General features: G+C 73.0%; 20 protein-coding genes. 9 read left to right on the forward strand and 11 right to left on the reverse strand.

What is annotated here, in order from left to right; translation table 11 throughout:
* The first annotated feature begins 71 nt into the window (after nucleotides 1–71).
* The gene (locus tag ACFV1L_RS17975) at nucleotides 72–1,214 is read left to right on the forward strand and encodes a Glu/Leu/Phe/Val dehydrogenase dimerization domain-containing protein (RefSeq protein WP_380366907.1); all 1,143 of its coding nucleotides are present in this window, start codon (nucleotides 72–74) and stop codon (nucleotides 1,212–1,214) included.
* A gap of 371 nt (nucleotides 1,215–1,585) precedes the next feature.
* Nucleotides 1,586–1,825 carry a DUF3073 domain-containing protein gene (locus ACFV1L_RS17980; protein ID WP_035864640.1) on the forward strand — a complete coding sequence of 80 codons (240 nt, stop codon included), beginning with the start codon at nucleotides 1,586–1,588 and terminating at the stop codon, nucleotides 1,823–1,825.
* A gap of 132 nt (nucleotides 1,826–1,957) precedes the next feature.
* Here the strand turns inward: ACFV1L_RS17980 and purM are convergent, their stop codons facing one another.
* The 3 genes from purM to ACFV1L_RS17995 all read right to left on the reverse strand — a co-directional run bounded on the left by purM (nucleotide 1,958) and on the right by ACFV1L_RS17995 (nucleotide 5,693).
* On the reverse strand, nucleotides 1,958–3,034 hold the full coding sequence (gene purM, locus ACFV1L_RS17985) for a phosphoribosylformylglycinamidine cyclo-ligase (protein ID WP_380366909.1): 1,077 nt from the start codon (nucleotides 3,032–3,034) through the stop codon (nucleotides 1,958–1,960).
* Between the two features lie 92 nt (nucleotides 3,035–3,126).
* Nucleotides 3,127–4,707 (reverse strand): amidophosphoribosyltransferase, encoded by a 1,581-nt coding sequence (gene purF, locus ACFV1L_RS17990; RefSeq protein ID WP_380366911.1) that lies wholly within the window; start codon nucleotides 4,705–4,707, stop codon nucleotides 3,127–3,129.
* Nucleotides 4,708–4,880: 173 nt separating this feature from the next.
* The gene (locus ACFV1L_RS17995) at nucleotides 4,881–5,693 is read right to left on the reverse strand and encodes a diacylglycerol kinase (protein WP_380366913.1); all 813 of its coding nucleotides are present in this window, start codon (nucleotides 5,691–5,693) and stop codon (nucleotides 4,881–4,883) included.
* A gap of 126 nt (nucleotides 5,694–5,819) precedes the next feature.
* Between ACFV1L_RS17995 and ACFV1L_RS18000 the strand changes: the two genes are divergently transcribed.
* Nucleotides 5,820–7,103, forward strand: a complete 1,284-nt coding sequence (locus tag ACFV1L_RS18000) for an adenylosuccinate synthase (RefSeq protein ID WP_380366915.1) — start codon at nucleotides 5,820–5,822, stop codon at nucleotides 7,101–7,103.
* Nucleotides 7,104–7,227: 124 nt separating this feature from the next.
* Nucleotides 7,228–7,821, forward strand: coding sequence for a GNAT family N-acetyltransferase (locus tag ACFV1L_RS18005; protein WP_380366917.1), 594 nt, complete (start codon nucleotides 7,228–7,230; stop codon nucleotides 7,819–7,821).
* A 22-nt stretch (nucleotides 7,822–7,843) separates the two neighbouring features.
* On the opposite strand, the gene ACFV1L_RS18010 is transcribed toward ACFV1L_RS18005, so the two are convergent.
* The 3 genes from ACFV1L_RS18010 to ACFV1L_RS18020 all read right to left on the reverse strand — a co-directional run bounded on the left by ACFV1L_RS18010 (nucleotide 7,844) and on the right by ACFV1L_RS18020 (nucleotide 9,702).
* Nucleotides 7,844–8,266 carry a DUF350 domain-containing protein gene (locus ACFV1L_RS18010; protein WP_380366919.1) on the reverse strand — a complete coding sequence of 141 codons (423 nt, stop codon included), beginning with the start codon at nucleotides 8,264–8,266 and terminating at the stop codon, nucleotides 7,844–7,846.
* 90 nt (nucleotides 8,267–8,356) lie between these two features.
* Complete coding sequence (locus tag ACFV1L_RS18015; protein WP_380366921.1) at nucleotides 8,357–8,848, reverse strand: LURP-one-related/scramblase family protein; 492 nt, start codon at nucleotides 8,846–8,848, stop codon at nucleotides 8,357–8,359.
* Between the two features lie 65 nt (nucleotides 8,849–8,913).
* Nucleotides 8,914–9,702 carry an aminoglycoside 3'-phosphotransferase gene (locus ACFV1L_RS18020; protein WP_380366923.1) on the reverse strand — a complete coding sequence of 263 codons (789 nt, stop codon included), beginning with the start codon at nucleotides 9,700–9,702 and terminating at the stop codon, nucleotides 8,914–8,916.
* A gap of 146 nt (nucleotides 9,703–9,848) precedes the next feature.
* On the opposite strand from ACFV1L_RS18020, the gene ACFV1L_RS18025 reads away from it, so the two are divergent.
* The gene (locus tag ACFV1L_RS18025; RefSeq protein WP_380366925.1) at nucleotides 9,849–10,511 is read left to right on the forward strand and encodes a phosphotransferase; all 663 of its coding nucleotides are present in this window, start codon (nucleotides 9,849–9,851) and stop codon (nucleotides 10,509–10,511) included.
* A 6-nt stretch (nucleotides 10,512–10,517) separates the two neighbouring features.
* On the opposite strand, the gene ACFV1L_RS18030 is transcribed toward ACFV1L_RS18025, so the two are convergent.
* Nucleotides 10,518–11,198 (reverse strand): hypothetical protein, encoded by a 681-nt coding sequence (locus ACFV1L_RS18030; protein ID WP_380366927.1) that lies wholly within the window; start codon nucleotides 11,196–11,198, stop codon nucleotides 10,518–10,520.
* 67 nt (nucleotides 11,199–11,265) lie between these two features.
* Here ACFV1L_RS18030 and ACFV1L_RS18035 point away from each other — a divergent pair, with 67 nt between their 5' ends.
* Nucleotides 11,266–13,086 carry an NHL domain-containing thioredoxin family protein gene (locus tag ACFV1L_RS18035; RefSeq protein ID WP_380366929.1) on the forward strand — a complete coding sequence of 607 codons (1,821 nt, stop codon included), beginning with the start codon at nucleotides 11,266–11,268 and terminating at the stop codon, nucleotides 13,084–13,086.
* 43 nt (nucleotides 13,087–13,129) lie between these two features.
* On the opposite strand, the gene ACFV1L_RS18040 is transcribed toward ACFV1L_RS18035, so the two are convergent.
* Together ACFV1L_RS18040 and ACFV1L_RS18045 are read right to left on the reverse strand one after the other, a co-directional pair.
* Nucleotides 13,130–14,431 (reverse strand): M18 family aminopeptidase, encoded by a 1,302-nt coding sequence (locus ACFV1L_RS18040; protein ID WP_380366931.1) that lies wholly within the window; start codon nucleotides 14,429–14,431, stop codon nucleotides 13,130–13,132.
* A gap of 229 nt (nucleotides 14,432–14,660) precedes the next feature.
* A complete protein-coding gene (locus ACFV1L_RS18045; protein ID WP_380366933.1) occupies nucleotides 14,661–16,490 on the reverse strand; it encodes an acyl-CoA dehydrogenase in 1,830 nt (609 codons plus the stop codon).
* Between the two features lie 211 nt (nucleotides 16,491–16,701).
* Here ACFV1L_RS18045 and ACFV1L_RS18050 point away from each other — a divergent pair, with 211 nt between their 5' ends.
* Both ACFV1L_RS18050 and ACFV1L_RS18055 read left to right on the forward strand, forming a co-directional pair.
* Nucleotides 16,702–17,190, forward strand: a complete 489-nt coding sequence (locus tag ACFV1L_RS18050) for an SseB family protein (RefSeq protein WP_035864619.1) — start codon at nucleotides 16,702–16,704, stop codon at nucleotides 17,188–17,190.
* Between the two features lie 125 nt (nucleotides 17,191–17,315).
* Nucleotides 17,316–18,275 carry a pirin family protein gene (locus ACFV1L_RS18055; protein WP_380366935.1) on the forward strand — a complete coding sequence of 320 codons (960 nt, stop codon included), beginning with the start codon at nucleotides 17,316–17,318 and terminating at the stop codon, nucleotides 18,273–18,275.
* A gap of 112 nt (nucleotides 18,276–18,387) precedes the next feature.
* Here the strand turns inward: ACFV1L_RS18055 and ACFV1L_RS18060 are convergent, their stop codons facing one another.
* A complete protein-coding gene (locus ACFV1L_RS18060) occupies nucleotides 18,388–20,571 on the reverse strand; it encodes a bifunctional polysaccharide deacetylase/glycosyltransferase family 2 protein (protein WP_380366937.1) in 2,184 nt (727 codons plus the stop codon).
* Nucleotides 20,572–20,629: 58 nt separating this feature from the next.
* On the reverse strand, nucleotides 20,630–21,109 hold the full coding sequence (locus ACFV1L_RS18065) for a hypothetical protein (RefSeq protein ID WP_380366938.1): 480 nt from the start codon (nucleotides 21,107–21,109) through the stop codon (nucleotides 20,630–20,632).
* Nucleotides 21,110–21,682: 573 nt separating this feature from the next.
* Between ACFV1L_RS18065 and ACFV1L_RS18070 the strand changes: the two genes are divergently transcribed.
* Complete coding sequence (locus ACFV1L_RS18070) at nucleotides 21,683–22,609, forward strand: hypothetical protein (RefSeq protein ID WP_380366940.1); 927 nt, start codon at nucleotides 21,683–21,685, stop codon at nucleotides 22,607–22,609.
* Nucleotides 22,610–22,698 lie beyond the last annotated feature (89 nt).

Here is a 22,698-nt window from a genome sequence, read left to right on the forward strand (position 1 = left end):
AGGTCCAGAGCTAGGCTTCGACCAGTCGCCCGCACCACCGTCGCGGGCCGTTCATTGCTGGAGTCACCACAGTGACCGACGTACACACCACGCACCCCGCACCAGGCGTGCTGGGCCGAGTCTTCGGCACCGGCCAGGAGGGCGACGGGCACGAGCAGGTCGTGCTCTGCCACGACCGTTCCACCGGCCTCAAGGCGATCATCGCCATCCACTCCACCGCCCTCGGCCCGGCCCTCGGCGGCACCCGGTTCTTCGCGTACGCGAGCGAGGAGGAGGCGCTGACCGACGCGCTGAACCTCTCCCGCGGAATGAGCTACAAGAACGCCCTCGCCGGGCTCGACCTCGGCGGCGGCAAGGCCGTGATCATCGGCGACCCGAACAAGGTCAAGAACGAGGCGATGCTGCGCGCCTACGGGCGCTTCGTGCAGTCCCTGCGCGGCCGCTACATCACCGCCTGCGACGTCGGCACCTACGTCCAGGACATGGACGTGATCGCCCGGGAGACCGAGTTCGTCACCGGCCGCTCGCCCGAGCAGGGCGGCGCGGGCGACTCCTCCGTCCTCACCTCCTTCGGCGTCTTCCAGGGCATGCGCGCCTCCGCCCAGGCCCGCTGGGGCCAGCCCACCCTGCGCGGCAAGCGGGTCGGCGTGGCGGGCGTCGGCAAGGTCGGCCACTACCTGGTCGACCACCTGGTCGCGGACGGCGCCACCGTGGTGGTCACGGACGTCTCCGAGGCCGCCGTGAACCGGGTCCGGGCCGCCCACCCCGGGGTCGAGGTGGTGGCCGACACCGCCGCCCTGCTCGCCTCCGACCTGGACGTGTACGCGCCGTGCGCGCTCGGCGGCGCGCTCACCGACGAGACGGTGGGGGCGCTCGGCGCGGCCGGCACCTCGATCGTCTGCGGCGCGGCCAACAACCAGCTCGCCCACCCGGGCGTCGAGAAGGACCTCGCCGACCGCGGCATCCTGTACGCGCCCGACTACCTGGTGAACTCCGGTGGCGTGATCCAGGTCGCCGACGAGATCGAGGGCTTCAACTTCGACCGGGCCAAGAACAAGGCCACGAAGATCTTCGACACCACGCTGGAGATCTTCACCCGGGCCGCCGCGGACGGCATCCCGCCGGCGGTCGCCGCCGACCGGCTCGCCGAGAAGCGCATGCGGGAGATCAGCGCGCTGCGCTCCGTCCTGCTGCCGGCCGCCCGCCGGGGCTGACGCCGCCGATCGTGGTGCGCGGGGCCGGCACCGCCGGGCCCCGCGCATCACGATGTGGAACCGGATTCTCAGTCTGTCCCCCGATCGGGCGATGCAGCGCCTCCTTCGGGGGATAATCTCTGCAGGAACGACGGAACCGGCCCCGCGCCGGACAGCCTGCAAAAGCCCCGAAATTCCCCTCTGACCTGGGCGGACCTGGTTCGAGGGGGCTTGGGTGCGCGCCACGTCACACGGGCGACGTACCGTCCGGCGGCGGAAACAGGTACCGTTAATGCTCCAAGGGACGGTTTCCCACTTCGGGCAGGCCGGACCTGATCATCAACACGTGTCAGACTCGGGGCCGTGAGCCCCACCGTTGAGGGGGTCGACCCATGGGGCGCGGCCGGGCCAAGGCCAAGCAGACGAAGGTCGCCCGCGAGCTGAAGTACAACAGCGGCGGGTTCGACGCTAACCGTCTGTCTCACGAGCTGGGTGTATCTCCGTCCACCGCGATCGAGCCTGAGCCGATCGAGGACGACGACGAGGACGACCCCTACGCGGCGTACGCGGACATGTACAACGACGACGATGACGACGACGAGGACACCCCTCCGGCTCGTCGCCGCGCGTAACGTTCTTCGACCGGACCGGTCCGGGCGCTCCCCGTGGGCGCCGGGCCGGTTTTCGGCGTACCTGTTCCGCGAGCAGTGCCGGTGGGCACGGGAAAGGCCCCGCCGCGGCGGGGCCCTTCAGCGTGCCGTGGATCAGAACGCCTCGTAGGCGTTGTACAGCGCCGCGCCGCCGTCGTGCTCCGCGTCGCGGTCGACCACGTCGCCGAGCAGCCACGCCTCGACGCCGCGGTCCTCCAGCACCGACAGCACCACGTCGACCGACTCCGGCGGGACGACGGCGACCATGCCGACGCCCATGTTGAGGGTCTTCTCGATCTCCAGGGTCTGCATCGCGCCGACCTCGGCGACGGTCCGGAACACCGGCAGCGGGGTCCAGGTGCCGCGGTCCAGGCGGGCGTGCAGGTGGTCCGGGATGACCCGGGCCAGGTTGGCGGCCAGGCCGCCGCCGGTGACGTGCGAGAAGGCGTGGATCTCGGTGGCGCGGGTGAGTGCCAGGCAGTCCAGGGTGTAGATCCGGGTCGGCTCCAGCAGCTCCTCGCCGAGGGTGCGGCCGAACTCCTCGACCTGGCGGTCGAGCTTCCAGCCGGCCTGGTTCAGCAGCACGTGCCGGACCAGCGAGTAGCCGTTGGAGTGCAGGCCGGACGCGGCCATCGCGATCACCACGTCGCCGGCCCGGACCCGGTCCGCGCCGAGCAGCGCGTCGGCCTCGACCACACCGGTGCCGGCGCCCGCCACGTCGTACTCGTCGGGGCCGAGCAGGCCCGGGTGCTCGGCGGTCTCGCCGCCGATCAGCGAGCAGCCGGCCAGCGTGCAGCCCTCGGCGATGCCCTTGACGATGGCGGCGACCCGCTCCGGGACGACCTTGCCGACGCAGATGTAGTCGGTCATGAACAGCGGCTCGGCCCCGCACACCACGAGGTCGTCGACGACCATGCCGACCAGGTCGTGGCCGATGGTGTCGTGCTTGTCCATGGCCTGGGCGATGGCCACCTTGGTGCCCACGCCGTCGGTGGCGGAGGCCAGCAGCGGGCGCTCGTAGCGCTTGAAGGCGGAGGCGTCGAACAGTCCGGCGAAGCCGCCCAGGCCGCCCAGCACCTCGGGGCGGTTGGTCTTCTTCACCCACTGCTTCATCAGCTCGACGGCACGGTCGCCGGCCTCGATGTCGACACCCGCGGCGGCGTAGGTCGCCCCGGTCTCGTTGCTGGTCACCTGGTGTGGCCCTTTCGATGTGGTGGTGCTGCCTCCCCCGGCCGGAGCCGGGGCGGGGCGCCCCCGGCCCGTGCCGGGGGCGGTGCGCACGGTTACGGGCGTCGCAGCGCGTCCGCCGCGCCGGCGCCGCCCAGCAGCGACTGCACGCCGTCGAGGTCGCTGGTCTGCTTGCCGCCGCGGACCGGCTGCTTGGCCTGGCCGCCGGCGATCTCCGCCTCCAGCAGCAGCTTGCCGAGCAGTGCCGGGTCCGGCAGCTCCATCGGGTACTCGCCGTCGAAGCAGGCCCGGCAGAGCTTGTCCTTCGGCTGCTTGGTGGCCTCGATCATCCCGTCGATGGAGATGTAGGCCAGCGAGTCGGCGCCCAGCGAGCGGCCGATCTCGTCGACCGACAGGCCGTTGGCGATCAGCTCGGCGCGGGTGGCGAAGTCGATGCCGAAGAAGCACGGCCACTTCACCGGCGGCGAGGAGATCCGGATGTGGACCTCGGCCGCCCCGGCCTCGCGGAGCATCCGCACCAGGGCGCGCTGGGTGTTGCCGCGGACGATGGAGTCGTCCACGACCACCAGGCGCTTGCCCCGGATGACCTCGCGCAGCGGGTTCAGCTTGAGCCGGATGCCCAGCTGGCGGATGGTCTGGTTGGGCTGGATGAAGGTGCGGCCCACGTAGGCGTTCTTCACCAGGCCGGCGCCGAACGGGATGCCGCTGGCCTCGGCGTAGCCGATCGCGGCGGGGGTGCCGGACTCGGGGGTCGCTATCACCAGGTCGGCCTCGACCGGCGCCTCGGCGGCCAGCTTGCGGCCCATCTCCACCCGGGAGAGGTGCACGTTGCGGCCGGCGATGGTGGTGTCCGGGCGGGCCAGGTACACGTACTCGAAGACGCAGCCCTTGGGCTTGGCCTCGGCGAAGCGCGAGGTGCGCATGCCGTTCTCGTCGATGGCGATCAGCTCGCCGGGCTCCACCTCGCGGATGAAGCTGGCGCCGACGATGTCGAGGGCCGAGGTTTCGGAGGCGACCACCCAGCCGCGCTCGATCCGGCCGAGCACCAGCGGGCGGATGCCCTGCGGGTCGCGGGCGGCGTAGAGCGTGTGCTCGTCCATGAAGACCAGCGAGAACGCGCCCTTGACGCCCGGCAGCACCTGCTGCGCGGCTTCCTCGATGGTCAGCTCGGGGTGGCCGGCCAGCAGGGCGGTCAGCAGGTCGGTGTCGTTGGTCGCCGCGGTGCGCCCGGAGCGGGAGACGTGCTCCTCGCCGGGCAGGTCGGCGACCATCGCCGCGAGTTCGGCGGTGTTGACCAGGTTTCCGTTGTGGCCGAGGGCCAGCGAACCGTTGGCGGTCGCCCGGAAGGTCGGCTGGGCGTTCTCCCAGACCGAGGACCCGGTGGTCGAGTAGCGGGCATGTCCGACGGCGATATGCCCGTGCAGCGACCCCAGGGAGGTCTCGTCGAAGACCTGGGAGACGAGTCCCATGTCCTTGAAGACGAGAATCTGGGAGCCGTTGCTCACTGCGATGCCCGCGGATTCCTGTCCGCGGTGCTGCAGGGCATAGAGGCCGAAGTACGTGAGCTTTGCGACCTCCTCGCCGGGAGCCCAGACACCGAAGACGCCGCAAGCGTCCTGGGGGCCTTTCTCGCCGGGAAGAAGATCGTGGTTGAGTCGTCCGTCACCACGTGGCACGTCTCCGAGTCTAGGGCAGTTGGCGGGAACGCCCTGATGGCAGGCCCGCGGTACGCGCGTAGACCTCGCCCCTTACCAGCTTTTCCCCGGGCCGGCGACCGCCTTCACGCCCTTGTCATCAGGCCTTCGCACGCCGGACGGCCGGGCCGGGCGCGCACGTGTTGTGAGCCTGCTCACCCGGCGGGCAGCAGCAGCCGCCAGGAGTCCGGGCGGACCGTCCAGGTGCGGTGGCGGACCGGGCCGACCGGGCAGCCGTCGGCCTCGTAGCCGAAGCCGCGCCCGGCCACGGTCAGCCGGCCGGCCCGGTGGCGCTGCGGGCGGCCGTCCAGGTCGAGGACGAGCTCCATGGCGCCGTCGACCATGGCGACCCGCAGGTGGCGCACCCGCTGGTGGACGTCGGCCAGCAGCCGGCCGTCGGCCTCGATGCGCAGCTCCTCCGATCCGGTGGGGCTCGCCTGCTCGGCCGCAGCCAGTTTCGCCCATAGCGAACGCCAGCCACCCGTTCGGCCCTGCCGGGGGCCGGTGAACCGCACCTCGGAGAGCACCACGCCGCCGCCGTCGTCGAGCAGCATGCCGAGCCGGCGGGCACTGCCCGCCAGGACCGTCCTGGCGGCGGCGACCGGCTCCGGCGGCACCCCGAGCAGCCGGGCGGTGGCGGTGGCCACCGGACCGCCGACCGGGACCAGGCCGACCGGGTCGGTGTCCAGCTCCCGCTGCCGGTGCAGGGCCTGCAGCACCCGCTGCAGCGCCTGGTCCGAGCCGATCACCACGGCGCGGCGCTTCCCCCGGTGCGCCAGCACCCGGTCGAGCTCGGACGGGCTCTCCGGCAGGGTGACCTTCACGTCGGCGCCGCCGCACAGGACATCCTTGGCGATCCGCACCGATTCGCCGTCCGCCTCCCTGGCCGACGGGTCGAGCAACACCAGGAGCGGCCCGGCCCCCTCGGCGTCCGGGGGGCGGGATACGGGCGTGGACAGCGACGACACGACCGGTCCTTCCTCAGGTAATCTCTCGGTGCAAGAGCCCCTTGCGCCATTGCGCCAGGGGCTTCGTCCATCTCGGGGCAGACTGCGGTCTTCGCAGGATGCCCCAACCGGAAGGGGTGTACGCCTGTGCCGGCACTCGTGCTCGTTGGTGCCCAGTGGGGAGACGAGGGCAAGGGGAAGGCCACCGACCTGCTCGGCGGCTCCGTCGACTACGTCGTCCGCTACCAGGGCGGCAACAACGCCGGTCACACGGTGGTCATCGGCGACCAGAAGTACGCCCTCCACCTGCTGCCTTCCGGCATCCTCAGCCCGAACGTGGTGCCGGTGATCGGCAACGGCGTGGTGATCGACCCGGGCGTGCTGCTCTCCGAGCTGCAGGGCCTGGACGACCGCGGCATCGACACGTCCAAGCTGCTGATCTCGGGCAACGCCCACCTGATCACCCCGTACCACCGGACGCTGGACAAGGTCACCGAGCGCTTCCTCGGCAAGCGCCGGATCGGCACCACCGGCCGCGGCATCGGCCCGGCCTACGCGGACAAGATCAACCGCGTCGGCATCCGGGTGCAGGACCTGTTCGACGAGTCGATCCTGCGCCAGAAGATCGAGGCGGCGCTGCACGACAAGAACCAGCTGCTGGTCAAGCTGTACAACCGCCGCGCGATCCCGGCCGACCTGGTGCTCGAGGAGTACCTGGGCTACGCCGACAAGATCAAGCCGTACCTGGCGGACACCACGCTCGTCCTGGACGAGGCGCTGAAGGCCGGCAAGGTCGTGCTGCTGGAGGGCGGCCAGGGCACCCTGCTGGACGTGGACCACGGCACGTACCCGTTCGTCACCTCGTCGAACCCGACCTCGGGCGGCGCCTGCACCGGCTCCGGCATCGGCCCCACCAAGATCGACCGGGTGATCGGCATCCTCAAGGCCTACACCACCCGCGTCGGCTCGGGCCCGTTCCCGACCGAGCTGCTGGACGCGGACGGCGAGGCGCTGCGGCGGATCGGCGGCGAGCGCGGTGTGACCACCGGCCGCGACCGGCGCTGCGGCTGGTTCGACGCGGTGATCGCCCGCTACGCGACCCGGGTCAACGGCCTGACCGACTTCTTCCTGACCAAGCTGGACGTGCTGACCGGCTGGGAGCAGATCCCGGTCTGCGTGGCGTACGAGATCGACGGCCGGCGGGTCGAGGAACTCCCGTACAACCAGTCGGACTTCCACCACGCGAAGCCGATCTACGAGAACCTGCCGGGCTGGAGCGAGGACATCTCGAAGGCGAAGACCTTCGGTGACCTGCCGAAGAACGCGCAGGCGTACGTGAAGGCGCTGGAGGAGATGTCGGGTGCCCCGATCTCGGCGATCGGCGTCGGCCCCGGCCGGACCGAGACCATCGAGATCAACTCCTTCCTGTAGGACGGACTCCGCGAGGCCCGGCGCCCCTGCCACGGGGGTGCCGGGCCTTTCGCATGCGGCCGGGCTTTTGTACTAGTGCAGATATCGCTTGCGCCTAGTTCAAAGCTGGCCCTACGGTGTGCGCATGACCGCGAAACTGCCCGCCCCCGTTGTCCTGACCGGCCGCCACCTCCGCCTGGAGCCGCTGACCCGCGCCCACGTCCCCGACCTGTTCGCCGCCGGCGGCGGCGACGAGGAGCTGTGGCGCTGGGTGCCGGTGCCGCTGCCGCGCACCCTGGAGGACATGGCGCGGACGATCGACGACCGGCTGGCCGACCCGCTCTGCGAGCCGTACGCGGTGATCTCGTCGGCCGACGGGCGGGCGATCGGCGTGACCTGCTACTTCGACGCCAGCGCGGCCGAGGAGCAGGTGGAGATCGGCGGGACCTGGTACGCGCGCTCCGCGTGGCGGACGGCGGTGAACACCGAGGCGAAGCTGCTGCTGCTCACCCACGCCTTCGAGGACCTCGGCATGGGCCGGGTCACCTGGCGCACCGACATCCGCAACGAGCGCTCGCAGAACGCGATCCGCCGGCTCGGCGCGACCTACGAGGGCACCTTCCGGCGCAACAAGCAGCGCCCGGACGGCAGCTGGCGGGACACCGTGTACTTCTCGATGCTGGCCGACGAGTGGCCCGCCGCGAAGGCCCGGCTGACCGAGCGGCTGGCGGCGGGCTGACGGGACGGGTGCCGAGGGCCCGTCAGTAGATGGCGGCGGAGACGATCGCCGCGACGGCCAGGTTGGTGGCGGCGGTCACCCAGACCGCCGGGTGCGGCTCGGGGTCGACCAGCAGCTCGCCCAGCCGGCCGGGCGTGACCAGGTCGAGCACCCAGAACGAGACCGCCATCAGCAGCAGGCCGAACAGGCCGAAGACGGCGGCGGCGGCCAGGCCCTTGCCGAACTCCTGGTAGGTGGAGATCACCGCGGTGAACACGATCGCGCCGACCGACAGCAGCGCGGAGCTGAGCACCACGGCCGCGTTGCGGTTGCGCTCGATCCAGATCTGGTGGCGCAGCCGGCCGGGCGTCAGCGCGTCCACCAGGACGACGCCGAGCAGCAGCAGGACCAGGCCGATGCCGCCGTAGGCCGCCGCGTAGCCCAGCTGGTGAAGGATGTCGCTCACCGGTGCCGCCCCCTCTGTCCGCCTGCCTGCCCCGTGCCCAGGACCGGCACAACATAGCGCACGGGGCGGGAGGCGGTGCCGCGGCGTCGCTCAGTCGTTGTGCTCGACCAGGCGGTCCAGGCAGACCGCGACGGCGATCATCAGCGGGACGTCGGCGCCGTCCTCGACCTCCACGCCGTAGGCGTCGCGGATGCTGAACCACTTGCGGGAGACCTCGCCGAGCCGGTGCCCGTCGCTCTTGACGGTGTACTCCTTGTCGATCAGGTCGCCGTGGATCTCCCACTCGCCGCCGTTCTCCAGCTCCACGCGGTACTTGTCGTGGAACGGGGTGAACAGCTTCTTGCGGACGGTGGCGACCACGTCCCCGTCGGCGTTCTCGATCTTCATCGCGTCGCGGACGGTCAGCACCTTCTCCCGGATGGTGGCGACCGTGTTGCCGTCGGCGTCCTGGAGTTCGAAGGTGTCGCGCATGCGCAGCACCTTGCCGTCCACCAGGAAGCACTTCTCGCCGTGCTCGTCCTCGACCCAGTAGTCGTCGCCGACCGCGAACAGGCGCTCCTTGACCACGAACTTGCGACCCATGACCCGACTCCTCGTCTGCTTGCCGGCCCGCCGTCGGGCGGCCTTCGACATGGTGCCAGCCGGCGCTACGTGAGGTCCCACAACAGGCGGTAGTACGCGAGACGTTCACGGTCCTCGTCGACCCCGTACGCCTCCAGCAGGGGACGCTCCCAGCCGGGGCCGTAGTTCCACACCGTGCTCCAGGCCGCCACCGCGAGGTCGGCCCAGCGGTCGGCCGTGCCGAGGGCGCCCAGGTCGACGTGGCCGGAGGCGCGGCCGTCGTCGCCGACCAGGGTGTTGGGGGCGCAGGCGTCGCCGTGGCAGACCACTTCGACGTCCACCGGCGGCGGGTCGGCGAGCAGCGCGAGGGCCCGCTCCGCGGTGCCGTGGTGGCGGTGGTCCGGATGCCAGTCCGCCGGGTCGCGGCGCAGGGCGACGGCGCGGCCGACCCGTTCCCGCGCGGACCACCGGTACGGGCAGTCGGCGACCGGCAGCGCCTCGTGGAAGGCGCGCAGCCCCTCGCCGATCGCCCGGACGGCGACCGCCGGCGTCTCCCGCAGCCCGGGGTCGACGGCGGAGCGGCCCGGCAGACCCGCCGTCAGCAGCCAGCGCCCGGTGTCGTCGCCGCCCGTCCCGAGCACCTCGGGGACGGTGGTGAACGCGCCCGCCCAGCGCAGCCGTTCGGCCTCCGCGTCGAGGTCCGCCCCGCTGCCGGTCGGCGCCCACTTCACGAACCGCCGCCCCCGGCCGTCCTCCAGCCGGAACGTCGTCCCGCCCAGTTGGTTGCGCCACACGGGCACCGGCGGCACCCCGCGGGCCAGTTCGGCGACGGCGGGCGGAACGGCGACGACGTCCTCGGGGGCAGGGGCGCTCATCGGGCCAGTGTGGCGCACCGACCGGCCGGCGTTCGCGTGGTTTTTCCGCGGCGGCGCCCGGATCCGGCCGGCGGTACGGCTCGGACGCACAACGATCCTCCGGTTCCCCTCCCGGGGATCGGCCGGGGGCGCTAGCTTCTGCTCGCATGGAGATCGGCGAACTGATCGCGGCCGGCCGCACCGCGGACGTCTGGGCACTGGGCGACGGGCGGGTCCTGCGCCGCTACCGGGACGGGCTGAGCGCCGGCGGCGAGGCCGACACGATGATGCACCTCGCCGAGCACGGCTACCCGGTGCCCGCGGTGTGGGCCGCCGAACGGCCCGGCGACCTGATCATGGAACGCCTCGGCGGCCCGACCATGCTGCAGTCGCTGGTCTCCGGCGCGATCAGCCCGGCCGCGGCCGGGGAGCTGCTCGCCGAGCTGCTGCGCCGCCTGCACGAGATCCCGCCGCGCGCCGCCGCCCGCCCCGGCGACCGGGTGCTCCACCTCGACCTGCACCCCGACAACGTCCTGCTGACCGCGCACGGCCCGGTCGTCATCGACTGGTCGACCGCCGCCGAGGGCGAGCCGGGCCTCGACGACGCGATGAGCGCCGTCATCCTGGCGCAGGCCCTGCTCGGCCGCCCGGGCGGCGCGGAGGCCGCCCCCGCGATCCTCGTCCCCCTGCTGCGCGGCCTCCCCCCGCTCGCCGACCACCACCTCGCCGAGGCCTGCGCCCGCCGCACCGCCGACCCGACCACGACCCCCGAGGAGACCGCCCTCCTCGACGACGCCGTCGCCCTGGTCCGCAGCTGCGCGGCGGGCTAGGAGCCGTCACTCGGTGGTCATGCCCTCCACCCGGTGGCGGATCCAGCGGTCGGGGTGGGAGCGGGCGATCGCCATCGCCTCGTCGACGAGCCCGTGCAGTTCCGGCGGGTACGCGGACTTGCTGAGGGTCAGTCCCGGGACGAGGCAGCGGCGGACGCCCACGTCCGGGTTGCCCACGAACTCCCGCAGCGCGAGTTCGTCCCACTCGCGGTCCAGGTGGGAGGCGTCGTCCTCCTCCTTCCGCCGGGCCGAGGCCGGGTCCGCGGCCGTGACCCGGGGGTAGCGGCCCGGTCCCGCCGCCCAGTACCAGGCCCGTGCGGCGCCCGCGCGTTCCTCGTCGGTGCCGGTCCGTAGGTAGTCGAACAGCGCGGTGCGGACCCGCCGCACCCCGAACGCGCTCAGCGCCGGTTCGAGGAAGTAGCGGTCGTAGCTCGGATCCGGTTCGTGGACGGCTGCCCGGACGAGGACGTCGAAGGCCTCCTCGGGCAGTTCCATGCCCGCCCGGCACGCCTCGGCCAGCTTGATGATGACGCGGCGGTCCTTGGTCAGGTCGTATCGCGGCCCGACCCTGACCCTCAGCCGGAGGGTCCGCACGACGTCCTCCAGCGCCTGCGCGTACCGCCTCCGGCTCTCCTGCGCGCGTGCCGCGGCGTCCGCGCCCGGCCTGCCGTCGCCGTCCGCGCCCATCGGTGCCTCCCCCTGGTCGTGGTGCCGTGGGGAATGGTGGCACAGACCGATGGGGTTGACTGGGGTCATGACTTCTCGTGCACGTGTCCGGGCCCCTGAACTGGTCGGCAGGGGCGGATGGCTGAACACCGGCGGCAAGGACCTGTCGCTGGCGGACTTCCGCGGCAAGATCGTGATCGCGGACTTCTGGACCTTCTGCTGCATCAACTGTCTCCATGTCCTGGACGAGCTGCGGGAGTTGGAGGAGAAGCACCGGGACACCGTGGTGATCGTCGGCGTGCACTCGCCGAAGTTCGTGCACGAGGCCGACCACCGGGCCGTGGTGGACGCGGTGGCCCGGTACGAGGTGCACCACCCGGTGCTGGACGATCCGGAGCTGGCGACGTGGAAGCAGTACGCGGTGCGGGCCTGGCCGACGCTGGTGGTGATCGACCCGGAGGGGTACGTGGTCGCCCAGCACGCGGGCGAGGGGCACGCGCACGCGATCGGGAAGCTGGTCGAGGAGCTGGAGGCGGAGCACGCCGCGAAGGGCACCCTGCGGCGCGGCGACGGCCCGTACGTGGCGCCCGAGCCGGAGGCCGGTGACCTGCGCTTCCCCGGGAAGGCGGTGCGGCTGCCGAACGGGCACTACCTGGTCGCGGACTCGGGGCACCACGCGCTGGTGGAGCTCGCCGAGGACGGCGAGCGGGTGGTGCGGCGGATCGGCGACGGGGTGCGCGGCCTGGTGGACGGCGCCGAGCCGCGGTTCAGCGAGCCGCAGGGTCTGGCGCTGGTCCCGGCGGGGCTGGACCTCGGCTACGACGTGGTGGTGGCGGACACCGTCAACCACGCGCTGCGCGGGGTGCGGCTGGCCGACGGCACGGTGACCACGCTGGCCGGCACGGGCCGGCAGTGGTGGCAGGGCTCGCCGACGTCCGGGCCGGCCACCGGCGTGGACCTGTCCTCGCCGTGGGACGTCGCGTTCTTCGACGGCCGGGTGTGGATCGCGATGGCGGGCGTCCACCAGCTGTGGTCGTTCGACCCGGCGGCGGGCACGGTCGGGGTCGCGGCGGGCACCACCAACGAGGGTCTGGTCGACGGCCCGGCCGAGCAGGCGTGGTTCGCCCAGCCGTCGGGGCTGGCGGTCTCCGCGGACGGCGAGCGGCTGTGGGTCGCCGACTCGGAGACCTCCGCGCTGCGCTGGGTCGCCCGGGGGAGCCACCAGGTGCACACGGCCGTCGGCACCGGCCTGTTCGACTTCGGGCACCGTGACGGGGCGGCCGAACAGGCCCTGTTCCAGCACCCGTTGGGCGTCACCGTGCTCCCGGACGGCTCGGTCGCCGTCAGTGACACCTACAACCACGCGCTGCGCCGCTTCGACCCGGCGAGCGGCGAGGTGTCGACGCTGGCCACCGATCTGCGGGAGCCGTCCGGCGCGGTGGTGGTGGACGGCGACATCGTGGTGGTGGAGTCCGCCCGGCACCGGTTGACCCGGCTGCGGCTGCCCGAGGAGGCCGTCCGGGTCGAGGCGGTCGCGCACCGCACCCAGCGGGCCGCGACCGAGGTCGCCCCGGGCACGCTGCGCCTGGACGTGGTGTTCTCCGCGCCGACCGGCCAGAAGCTCGACGAGCGCTACGGCCCGTCCACCCGGCTGCTGGTCAGCTCGACCCCGCCGGAGCTGCTCGTCTCCGGCGCGGGGGCGGACACCGCGCTGCACCGCGAGCTGGTGCTGTCGGACGAGGTGACGGAGGGCGTGCTGCACGTGTCGGCGATGGCGGCGTCCTGCGACGACGACCCGGCGATCGAGTACCCGGCCTGCCACGTGCACCAGCAGGACTGGGGCGTGCCGGTGAAGGTGGTGCCGGGGGGCGCGGGCCGGCTGCCGCTGGTGCTGGCCGGGATGGAGTGACGCGCGGTCAGGGTGTGGGCCCCGCCCACACCCTGAGGTGCCCTCAGCCCTCCAGGAACGCCTTGATGGCGCCGGCCAGGTAGTGCGGGTCCTCGGCGCCGCACAGTTCGCGCGCGGAGTGCATGGACAGCGCCGCGATGCCGCAGTCGACGGTGGTGATGCCGAGGCGGGCGGCGGTGATCGGGCCGATGGTGGTGCCGCAGGGCATCGCGTTGTTGGAGACGAAGGTCTGCCAGGGCACGCCGGCCTTCTCGCAGGCGGCGGTGAACACCGCCCGGCCGACGCCGTCGGTGGCGTACCGGTTGTTGACGTTGACCTTGAGGATGGGGCCGCCGTTGGGCAGCGGGTGGTGGCCGGGCTCGTGCCGCTCGCTGTAGTTGGGGTGGACGGCGTGCCCCATGTCGGAGGACAGGCAGACGGTGCCGGCCAGCGCGCGGGCGCGGTCCTCGGCGGTGCCGCCGCGGGCGTAGCAGGAGCGCTCCAGCACGTTGCCGAGCAGCGGGCTCTGCGCGCCGGTGTCGGACTCGCTGCCGGTCTCCTCGTGGTCGAAGGCGGCGAGCACCGGGATGTACGGCAGGTCGCCGCCGGCCTCGGCAACGGCGGCGAGCGCGGCGGTGGCGGCGTGCACGGAGAGCTGGTTGTCCAGGCGCGGGCCGGCCAGCAGTTCGCGGTCGCGGCCGAGGTAGGCGGGCGGCTGGACGTCGTGGGCCATCAGGTCCCAGCCGGTGACGTCGGCGGCGGCGAGGCCGGCCTTCTCGGCGACGTACTCGAGCAGGGCGCCCTCGGTGGTGTCGCCCAGGCCCCAGATCGGCGTGAGGTGGCGCTGCCGGTCGAGCTTGAGGCCGTCGTTGACGCCGCGGTCGAGGTGGATGGCGAGCTGCGGGACGCGCAGCAGCGGCTCGTCGAGGTGGACCAGGCGGGTGGAGCCGTCGCGGAGCGCGAGCCGGCCGGAGAGGCCGAGGTCGCGGTCGAGCCAGGTGTTGAGCGGGACGCCGCCGTAGATCTCGACGGCGATCTGCCGCCAGCCGGCCGAGCCGGTGTCGGGGACGGGCTTGACCCGCAGGTTCGGCGAGTCGGTGTGGGTGCCGACCACCCGGTAGGGGGTGGCGGGGCCGGCGCCCTCGGGCACGTACCAGGCCATCAGGGCACCGCCGCGCACCAGGTAGCGGCCGCCGCTGCCGCCGTCCCAGGCGTCCGTCTCACGGACCCGTCGGAAGCCGACCCGCTCCAGCCGCTCGGCCGCGCTCTGCACCGCGTGGTACGGGGAGGGGGACGCGGCGAGGAAGGCGATCAGGTCGTCCGTGTGCTTCCGGTCGAAGTGGGCCGTGCGGGCGGCGGTCGACATTTTGCTCCTGGGTTGAGGGCGGCCGGGCCTGATGGGGGTTACGGGCCCGCCCCCTGAGCATATGCCCGTACACGGACAGGGCCGTGTGAAGTCCGCAACGGTGACACAACAGTGAGCGGGGCGCGACACAACGCCGCGGGGCCCGGTGGTGAGCCGGGCCCCGCGGTGTGAGGGTGTGTCAGGCGGTCGATCGGGCGGCCGGATCGGGGCCGCGTCGGTCAGTGCCGGATCAGAACGCCTCCTCGGCGAGGTCCATCAGCTCGTTGTCGACGGCCTCGGCGATCTGGCGCTGCGGGGCGGTGGTCGGCAGCACGGTGCGGGCGAAGTGCTTCGCCGCGGCGACCTTGCCCTGGTAGAAGGGGACGTCCTTCTCGGAGGCGCCGGCCTCCAGCTTGGCCAGCGCGACGGCGGCCTGGCGGAGCAGCAGCCAGCCGACCACCACGTCGCCGGAGACCATGAGCAGGCGGGTGGTGTTCTGGCCCACCTTGTACATGTTCTTGACGTCCTGCTCGACGGCCGTCAGGTCGGCGATCAGCTTGCCGACGATGGCCTCCAGGTCGCCGGCGGCCTTGGCGAGCAGCTCGCGCTCGGCGGCCAGCGCCTCGCCGCCCTCGTTCGAGGCGAGGAACTTCTGGATCTGCTCGTTGACCGCGGTCAGCGCCTGGCCGCCGTCCTTGACGATCTTCCGGAAGAAGAAGTCCTGGCCCTGGATGGCGGTGGTGCCCTCGTACAGGGTGTCGATCTTGGCGTCCCGGATGTACTGCTCGATCGGGTACTCCTGCAGGTAGCCGGAGCCGCCGAAGGTCTGCAGCGACTGGGCGAGCTGCTCGTAGGACTTCTCCGAGCCGTAGCCCTTGACGATCGGCAGCAGCAGGTCGTTCAGGCGCTCGGCGGCGGCGTCGTGCTCGCCGCGCAGGCGGGCGGCCAGCATGTCGTCCTGCACCGAGGCGGTGTAGAGGACCAGGGCGCGCATGCCCTCGGCGTACGCCTTCTGGGTCAGCAGCGAGCGGCGCACGTCCGGGTGGTGGGTGATGGTGACGCGCGGCGCGGTCTTGTCCATGAACTGCGAGATGTCGGCGCCCTGCACGCGCTCCTTGGCGTACTCCAGCGCGTTCAGGTAGCCGGTGGAGAGGGTGGCGATGGCCTTCGTGCCGACCATCATCCGGGCGAACTCGATGATCTTGAACATCTGGCGGATGCCGTCGACCTTCTCGCCGAGCAGCCAGCCCTTGGCGGGGTGCTTGGCGCCGAAGGTCATCTCGCACGTGTTGGAGGCCTTGAGGCCCATCTTGTGCTCGACGTTGGTGGCGTAGGCGCCGTTGCGCTCGCCGATCTCGCCGGTCTCCCAGTCGAAGTCGTACTTCGGGACGATGTACAGACCGAGGCCCTTGGTGCCCGGCTTGCCGCCCTCGGGGCGGGCCAGCACCAGGTGGATGATGTTCTCGGACATGTCGTGCTCGCCCGAGGTGATGAAGCGCTTGACGCCCTCGATGTGCCAGGAGCCGTCCTCCTGCTTGATCGCCTTGGTGCGGCCGGCGCCCACGTCGGAGCCCGCGTCGGGCTCGGTCAGCACCATGGTGGCGCCCCACAGGCCGTCGACCATGCGCTGGGCGACCTTCTGCTGCTCCTCGGTGCCCTCGTCGTAGACGACGCCGGCGAAGGCCGGACCGGAGGAGTACATCCAGATCGCCGGGTTGGAGCCGAGCACCTGCTCCGCGTACGCCCAGACCAGGGAGTTCGGGGTGACCTGGCCGCCGATGCCCTCCGGGATGCCCAGGCGCCACCACTCGGCGTCCATGAAGGTCTGGTAGCTCTTCTTGAAGGTCTCCGGGATCGGAGCGGTGTTGGTCTCCGGGTCGAACACCGGCGGGTTGCGGTCGGTGTCGGCGAAGGAGGCGGCGAGGTCGTTCTCGGCCAGCCGGGAGATCTCGCTGAGGATGTTCTTCGCGGTGTCGACGTCCATGTCGGCGAACGGACCGGTGCCGTACACCTGGTCGCGGCCGAACACCTCGAAGAGGTTGAACTCCACGTCCCGCAGGTTGGACTTGTAGTGACCCATGACCGTTTCTCCGGTTCGTCTTCCACGGGCGAGCCGCTTACGGCGCACCGCTTACCCACCAGTACGCCCCATGATGCTACCCGTTGGTAACTTGTTCAACCCCCCGAACGTGAAGCAGCTATGAACGTGGTCACGTCCCACAATGCGGCCCCCGGCCGGATTGTGCGGATCACCCGCCCCCAAGCGGGGCCCGGCCCGATAGCCTTGTCCCGTGTACGGCTACGAGCAGAGCGCCTACCAGGACCCCTATCAGCAGCAGATGCAGCAGGGGATGCCCGGCATGCCCGGCCCCGGGTACGGCGACCCGCAGGCCGCCCAGCAGTCGCTCTACCCCGAGCCCTCGCCGCCCTCGCTGGCCGACGCGGTGCGCGCCTTCACCACCGGCGCGATGCCGGTGGAGGACTTCCAGGCCATCTTCATCACCTCGAAGGTGTACTGCCCGCGCGGCGACCGCCCCGGCTTCCTGGCGCTGCACAACACCCCGACCCCGGTGATCCCGATGTTCAGCTCGCTCAAGGAGCTGAAGCGGTACGCCGGCAAGGAGTCCAAGCACTTCTCGGTGACCGGCGCCGAGGTGCTCGACCTGCTGCCGACCGGCTACGGCTTCGCCCTGGACATGGAGGGCGAGCACCGGATGGTGTTCGACGCCCGTGCGGTCGAGCAGATGGTGGACTTCACCATGCGCCGGATGTACGGCTGACGCCTGCTCCCCCTCTTCCCCCGGGCGGGAATGCGCCCACATAGTTCAACGTTCAACCTTGCGAGTGGTTGAGAGTTGAACTACTGTGGTGGACGTAGGCCACAGACCCGCCGAAGGAGGCCGACATGCCCGCCGTGACCGTCGAGAACCCGCTGACCCTGCCGCGCGTCACCACGCCGGACCCGGTGCACAGCACCGCCCGGCCGGTCCTCACCGTGGCCACCGCACCCGAGGGCTTCGAGGGCGAGGGCTTCCCCGTCCGCCGCGCCTTCGCGAAGATCAACACCAAGTTCCTGGACCCGTTCATCATGATGGACCAGATGGGCGAGGTGGACTACGAGGCCGGCGAGCCCAAGGGCACCCCCTGGCACCCGCACCGCGGCTTCGAGACCGTCACCTACATCATCGACGGCACCTTCATCCACCGTGACTCGCACGGCGGCGGCGGCGTCATCACCGACGGCGACACCCAGTGGATGACGGCCGGCTCCGGCCTGCTGCACATCGAGACCCCGCCGGAGTCCCTGGTCATGTCCGGCGGCCTGTTCCACGGCCTGCAGCTGTGGGTCAACCTGCCCGCCTCCGACAAGATGATCACCCCGAAGTACCAGGACATCCGCTCCGGCAGCGTCAAGCTCCTCACCTCCGAGGACGGCGGCGCGCTGATCCGGGTGATCGCCGGCGAGATGGACGGCCACCAGGGCCCGGGCACCACGCACACCCCGATCACCATGATCCACGTCTCGCTCACCCCGGGCGCCCGGATCACCCTGCCCTGGCGCTCCGACTTCAACGCGCTCGCCTACGGCCTGGCCGGCAGCGGCTCGGCCGGCGCCGAGCAGCGGCCGTTCCACATGGGCCAGGCCGTGGTCTTCGGCGACGGCGACAGCCTGACGATCCGCGCCGACGAGAAGCAGGACTCCCGCTCCGCCAGCTTCGAGTTCGTCCTGCTCGGCGGGCAGCCGATCCGCGAGCCCGTCGCCTGGTACGGCCCGTTCGTGATGAACAGCCACCGCGAACTCCAGCAGGCCATGGAGGACTTCCAGGCCGGCCGCCTCGGCACCGTCCCCGCCGACGGCCACTGACCGCCGCCCGCCCGGGACGCCGACGCCCCCGCCGCCCGTACGCCGCTGCCGCAGCGGGCGGGCGGCGGGGGCGTCGCCGTGCTGCCCCGCGCCCCGGCGCGCCGGCCCGGGGTCAGGCGGCTCCGGCCCGGCCGGCCGGGGCCTGGAGGGAGCCGTAGCGCTGCATCCGCTGCCAGCGCAGCCGATTGCCCGCCAGGGCCGTCCACACCGAGTGGATCACCACCAGGTACATCAGCTGGCGGTAGACCAGCTGCTGCAGCGGCAGCGACCAGAGCGGTCCGAGGCGTTCGCGGTCCAGCCGGAACGCGTAGCAGGCGCAGGCGGTCTGCACCGCGAGGAAGGCGAGCCAGACGGCCGCGATCCGGACCGGGTCGAGGAAGACCAGGCCGTAGACCGCGAACACGTCGACGGCCGGGGCGAGCAGCGGCAGCAGGACCTGGAACATCAGCAGGTACAGCAGTCCCCGGCGGCCGAGCTTCCCGGCCTGGCCGCGCTGGGTGACCGCCCGGCGGTGCTTCCACATCGCCTGCAGGGTGCCGTAGCACCAGCGGTAGCGCTGACGCCACAGCGCGGAGAGCGAGGCGGGCGCCTCGGTCCAGGCGATGGCGCGCTCCTCGTAGACCACCCGCCAGCCCGCCCGGCAGAGCGCCATGGTCAGGTCGGTGTCCTCGGCGAGGGTCTCCTCGGCGACGCCGCCAAGCCGCAGCAGGGCGGACCGGCGGAACGCGCCGACCGCACCCGGCACGGTGGGCATGCACTGGGCGAGGTCGAAGAAGCGGCGGTCCAGGTTGAACCCGACCACGTACTCGATGTGCTGCCAACGGCCCAGCAGACCGCCGCGGTTGATCACCTTGGCGTTGCCGGAGACGGCGCCCACCCGCCGGTCGGCGAACGGCTGCACCAGCAGCCGGACGGCGTCCGGCTCGAACACGGTGTCGCCGTCGACCATCACGACCAGTTCGCAACTCGCATGCCGCAGGCCGTTGTTGAGCGCGGCGGGCTTGCCGGCGTTGGCCTGCCGGAGCACCCGGACGCCGGGGAGCCGGAGCGACTCGACCAGGTCCGCGGTGCCGTCGGTGGAGCCGTCGTCGACCACGATCACCTCCACCGGGTGGTCGGAGGCGACCAGGGAGCGCACCGCCGCCTCGATGCCGGCCCGCTCGTTGTACGCGGGCACGATCACCGTGACGGGGTCGGTCACCGGCGGGCCCCAGCCGCGCCGCCGGAGGCGGCGGTGCCGGCGGGCGGCCGCGGTGAGGACGGCGGCGCGCAGCACGCTGATCGCGCCCGCGGCCACCAGCAGCCAGTCCAGTGCGCCCACCGCGCGGTCGCCGACGGTCAGCGCGAGGATCAGCGCCCGGCCCTGCCAGTGCTCGGCGCCGCTCGCCGGACGGGTCGCGCCGGGGGCCGAGGCGGCCTCGGAGACGGTCGCGAACCGGTAGCCGGCCGACTTCAGCCGGGGCAGCAGTTCGGCGAGCGCGGCCACCGTCTGCGAGCGGTCGCCGCCGGCGTCGTGCATCAGCAGGACCTGCCCGGCCGGGCCCCCGGGGGTGGCGTTGGCGACGATCCGCTCGACGCCGGGGCGCTGCCAGTCCTCGCTGTCGAGGGTGGTCAGCACGGTCAGGTAGCCGGACTGCCCGGCCTGCCGGACGGCCTGCCAGTCCGCGTCGGTCAGCGCGTCGTTGGTCGAGGAGTACGGCGGCCGCAGCAGTGCGGTGGTGGTGCCGGTCGCCCCGGCCACCGCGAGCTGGGTCTCGCGCAGTTCCAGCGAGCGCCGCCAGGGCGCGGCCTGCCCGAGGTCGGCGTGGGTGAAGGTGTGGATGCCGAGCTGGTGGCCCTCGGCGAGGATCCGGCGGGCCAGCTCGGGATGGTCGGCGACCTGGGTGCCGACCACGAAGAAGGTGGCGTGCACGCCCTGCTGGCGCAGCACGTCCAGGATCTTCGGGGTCCAGACCGGGTCCGGGCCGTCGTCGAAGGTCAGCGCGACGGTCTGCGGGGCGGGCCGGGCGGTGCGCGGAGTCCCGTCGGAGGCGTCGATCACCGGTCCGCCGTGTGCGGCTTCCGGCGGGACGGCGCCGGAGGCCGCGGCGGCCCGTGGGGCGCCGTCGGGCGCGGTGCCGAAGGTGTGACGGGTGTACCCCTGCATCAGCAGGGCCGCGGCGAGGGTGACCACCATCGCGGCGAGCAGCAGCCAGTGGGTGCGCGGCGCGGACTGCCGCACCACGCCGCGGCGGCCCCGACCGCGGGGGCGCGGGTTCGTCGCCGGGCGCCGGCGGGTGGAGGTGGGTCGTGTCATCGGGGGCTCACTGGTCGGAAGGCGGGTGCGGGGAGGTGCTCGGCGGTCCCGGCGGGCTTCACGGGTTCTTGGTGGGCTTCCGGCTGTTGCCCGGCGCGGTGGTGGGCCGTCCGTGGGTGGCCGTGGGGTCCGGTTGCGGGGCGGCGGCGGTGGTGGGCGCGGGGCCGGTCCCCGGTGCCGCCGGCGTCGCGGGGCCGGGCGGACGGGCGGTGGCGGGCCGCGCCGTCGGGCCGGGGGCGGCCGAGGAGCGGGCCGGCTCGGCGCTCGGGGCGGCCTCGGACGGCGCCGCCGGGGCGGCGGGGGCGGGCGCGGCCGGCTGCGGCAGGAACGGCGCCTTCAGGGTCGGCCCGCCCAGCACGCTGCTGGCCACCAGCGCCAGGTAGCCGGCGGCGGGCACGGCCAGGACCCGGCCGATCCGGCGCCAGCGGCGCTGTCGGCGGCCGGTGCTGTCGACGAACACCGGTGCGGCCGGGTCGCCCGCTCCGGCGGCGGGCGGTGGGGCGGCGTGCCGGGCGGTCGTCGGCGGGGCGTCATTCATGGCGGTTCCGGGTCGGTGGGAGGGCGCCGGTTCTCGGGCCGGCGGCGCGTGCCGCGCTGCGCCGCCGCGGGTGTGCGGCGGCGGTGCCGTGTCCGGGGCGGTGGCCGGCCCGCCGGCGAAGATCCGATCGAGTGCTCATCTCACGACCTTCAGCGCCGGTGCCCGCTGTGGTGTCACAGCCGACGGGCGGCCGGTCCGTGCCCCGGAGCGATCCGCGCCCCGGGCTCAACCTTTCGCCGGGCTCGCGCATTGAGGACGGGTGGGAGACGCGAGACGGGCGGAGGAGTGGGATGCGCGGACACGGCGGGTCGAGCTTCGAGGAGTACGCGGCGGCGCGGGCGCGGCGGCCGTACCGGACGGCGTACCTGCTGTGCGGGAACGCGCACCGGGCCGAGGACCTGGCGCAGGCGACGCCGGCCAAGCTGTTCGCGCACTGGCGGCGGGCGTCCCGGACGGAGAACCTCGACGCCGACGCCCGCACCGTGCCGACCCGCACCTTCCGGGCGGAGCAGCGCCGGTGGTCGGTGGCGCAGCGGATCGGGGCGCTGGCGAGCGCGCCGGAGGCGGCCGCCGGTGGCCTTCGCCCGCGCCGGCACCCGCGCGGACTGGACCGAACTCGCCCTTCCGGACGGCCTGCACGCCCGCACGGTCGACGCCGACGGCGCCGGCGCCACCTGGGCGACAGGTCTCAAGTACGGCACCGCCGGCGGCATTCCGACCGGCCGCTACCGGGGCGGACGCTGGCAGTTGCAGGACGCGCCCGCCCCGGAGCGCTCGCTGGCGGCCGGGATCAACGCCGTCGCCTCGGCCGGCGGCCCCGACGACGTGTGTGCGGTCGGCTACTGCCAGCCGGACGACGTCCTGACCTTCCTCGGCCTGATCGAGCACTGGAACGGCACGGCCTGGGAGCGGGTCGACGGCCCCAGGATCGACAGCGACTACTGGACGCTCCGCGACGTGGTCGCCACCGGCCCCTCCGACGTCTGGGCGGTCGGCGGGATCGGCACCCCGGAGGGCTGGTCGCGTCCGCTGCTGCTGCACGTCGACGGCCGCGGCTGGAACGAGGTCGCCGCGCCGGACCCGGACTCGCGCTTCGGCGAGCTGACCCAGGTGGTCGCGGTGGGCCCGGACGACATCCGGGCGTCCGGCACGGACACCGGGATGTCCCGCACCGACGACCATGCCTTGGTGGTCCACTACGACGGCCGCGGCCGGACCCGCCAGGAGACCGGCATCGGCGCCGGCCGGCCGAACGGCCTCACCCGCACCGCGGGCGGAGTCGCCGTCGTGGGCGCGGTGTACGCCGACGGCCGCTTCCGGCCGGTCGGGGCCCGGTCGACGGCGCTCGGCTGGCAGCCGCAGGGCACGGCCCCGGACGGCCGCATCCCGCGCGCCGTCATGGAGGTCGGGGGACGGCTGACCGTCGTCGGCATCGACCTCTCCGGTCACGACGGGAACGGCGAGCCGCTGCCGTCGACGCCCTTCTCCGTCACTCGGTGAACCACCTGCCGGGCCGCCGTGCCCCCCCGGCGGCAGCCGGGGCGGGGCGGCGGGGGGGGGGGGGAGGCGGGCGCGGGGGTGTTCTGGTC

The organism is Kitasatospora sp. NPDC059646 (assembly GCF_042734615.1).
Lineage (GTDB): Bacteria > Actinomycetota > Actinomycetes > Streptomycetales > Streptomycetaceae > Kitasatospora.

Bases quoted from the DNA above. Each gene is read 5' to 3' on its own strand.
- ACFV1L_RS18040 (WP_380366931.1), bottom strand. From the start codon at position 14,431: ATGTCGACCGCCGCCCGCACGGCCCACTTCGACCGGAAGCACACGGAC.
- ACFV1L_RS18065 (WP_380366938.1), bottom strand. From the start codon at position 21,109: ATGAATGACGCCCCGCCGACGACCGCCCGGCACGCCGCCCCACCGCCC.
- ACFV1L_RS18020 (WP_380366923.1), bottom strand. From the start codon at position 9,702: ATGAGCGCCCCTGCCCCCGAGGACGTCGTCGCCGTTCCGCCCGCCGTC.
- ACFV1L_RS18025 (WP_380366925.1), top strand. From the start codon at position 9,849: ATGGAGATCGGCGAACTGATCGCGGCCGGCCGCACCGCGGACGTCTGG.
- ACFV1L_RS18045 (WP_380366933.1), bottom strand. From the start codon at position 16,490: ATGGGTCACTACAAGTCCAACCTGCGGGACGTGGAGTTCAACCTCTTC.
- ACFV1L_RS18035 (WP_380366929.1), top strand. From the start codon at position 11,266: ATGACTTCTCGTGCACGTGTCCGGGCCCCTGAACTGGTCGGCAGGGGC.
- ACFV1L_RS18030 (WP_380366927.1), bottom strand. From the start codon at position 11,198: ATGGGCGCGGACGGCGACGGCAGGCCGGGCGCGGACGCCGCGGCACGC.
- ACFV1L_RS18015 (WP_380366921.1), bottom strand. From the start codon at position 8,848: ATGGGTCGCAAGTTCGTGGTCAAGGAGCGCCTGTTCGCGGTCGGCGAC.
- ACFV1L_RS18060 (WP_380366937.1), bottom strand. From the start codon at position 20,571: ATGACACGACCCACCTCCACCCGCCGGCGCCCGGCGACGAACCCGCGC.
- ACFV1L_RS18055 (WP_380366935.1), top strand. From the start codon at position 17,316: ATGCCCGCCGTGACCGTCGAGAACCCGCTGACCCTGCCGCGCGTCACC.
- ACFV1L_RS18005 (WP_380366917.1), top strand. From the start codon at position 7,228: ATGACCGCGAAACTGCCCGCCCCCGTTGTCCTGACCGGCCGCCACCTC.
- ACFV1L_RS17980 (WP_035864640.1), top strand. From the start codon at position 1,586: ATGGGGCGCGGCCGGGCCAAGGCCAAGCAGACGAAGGTCGCCCGCGAG.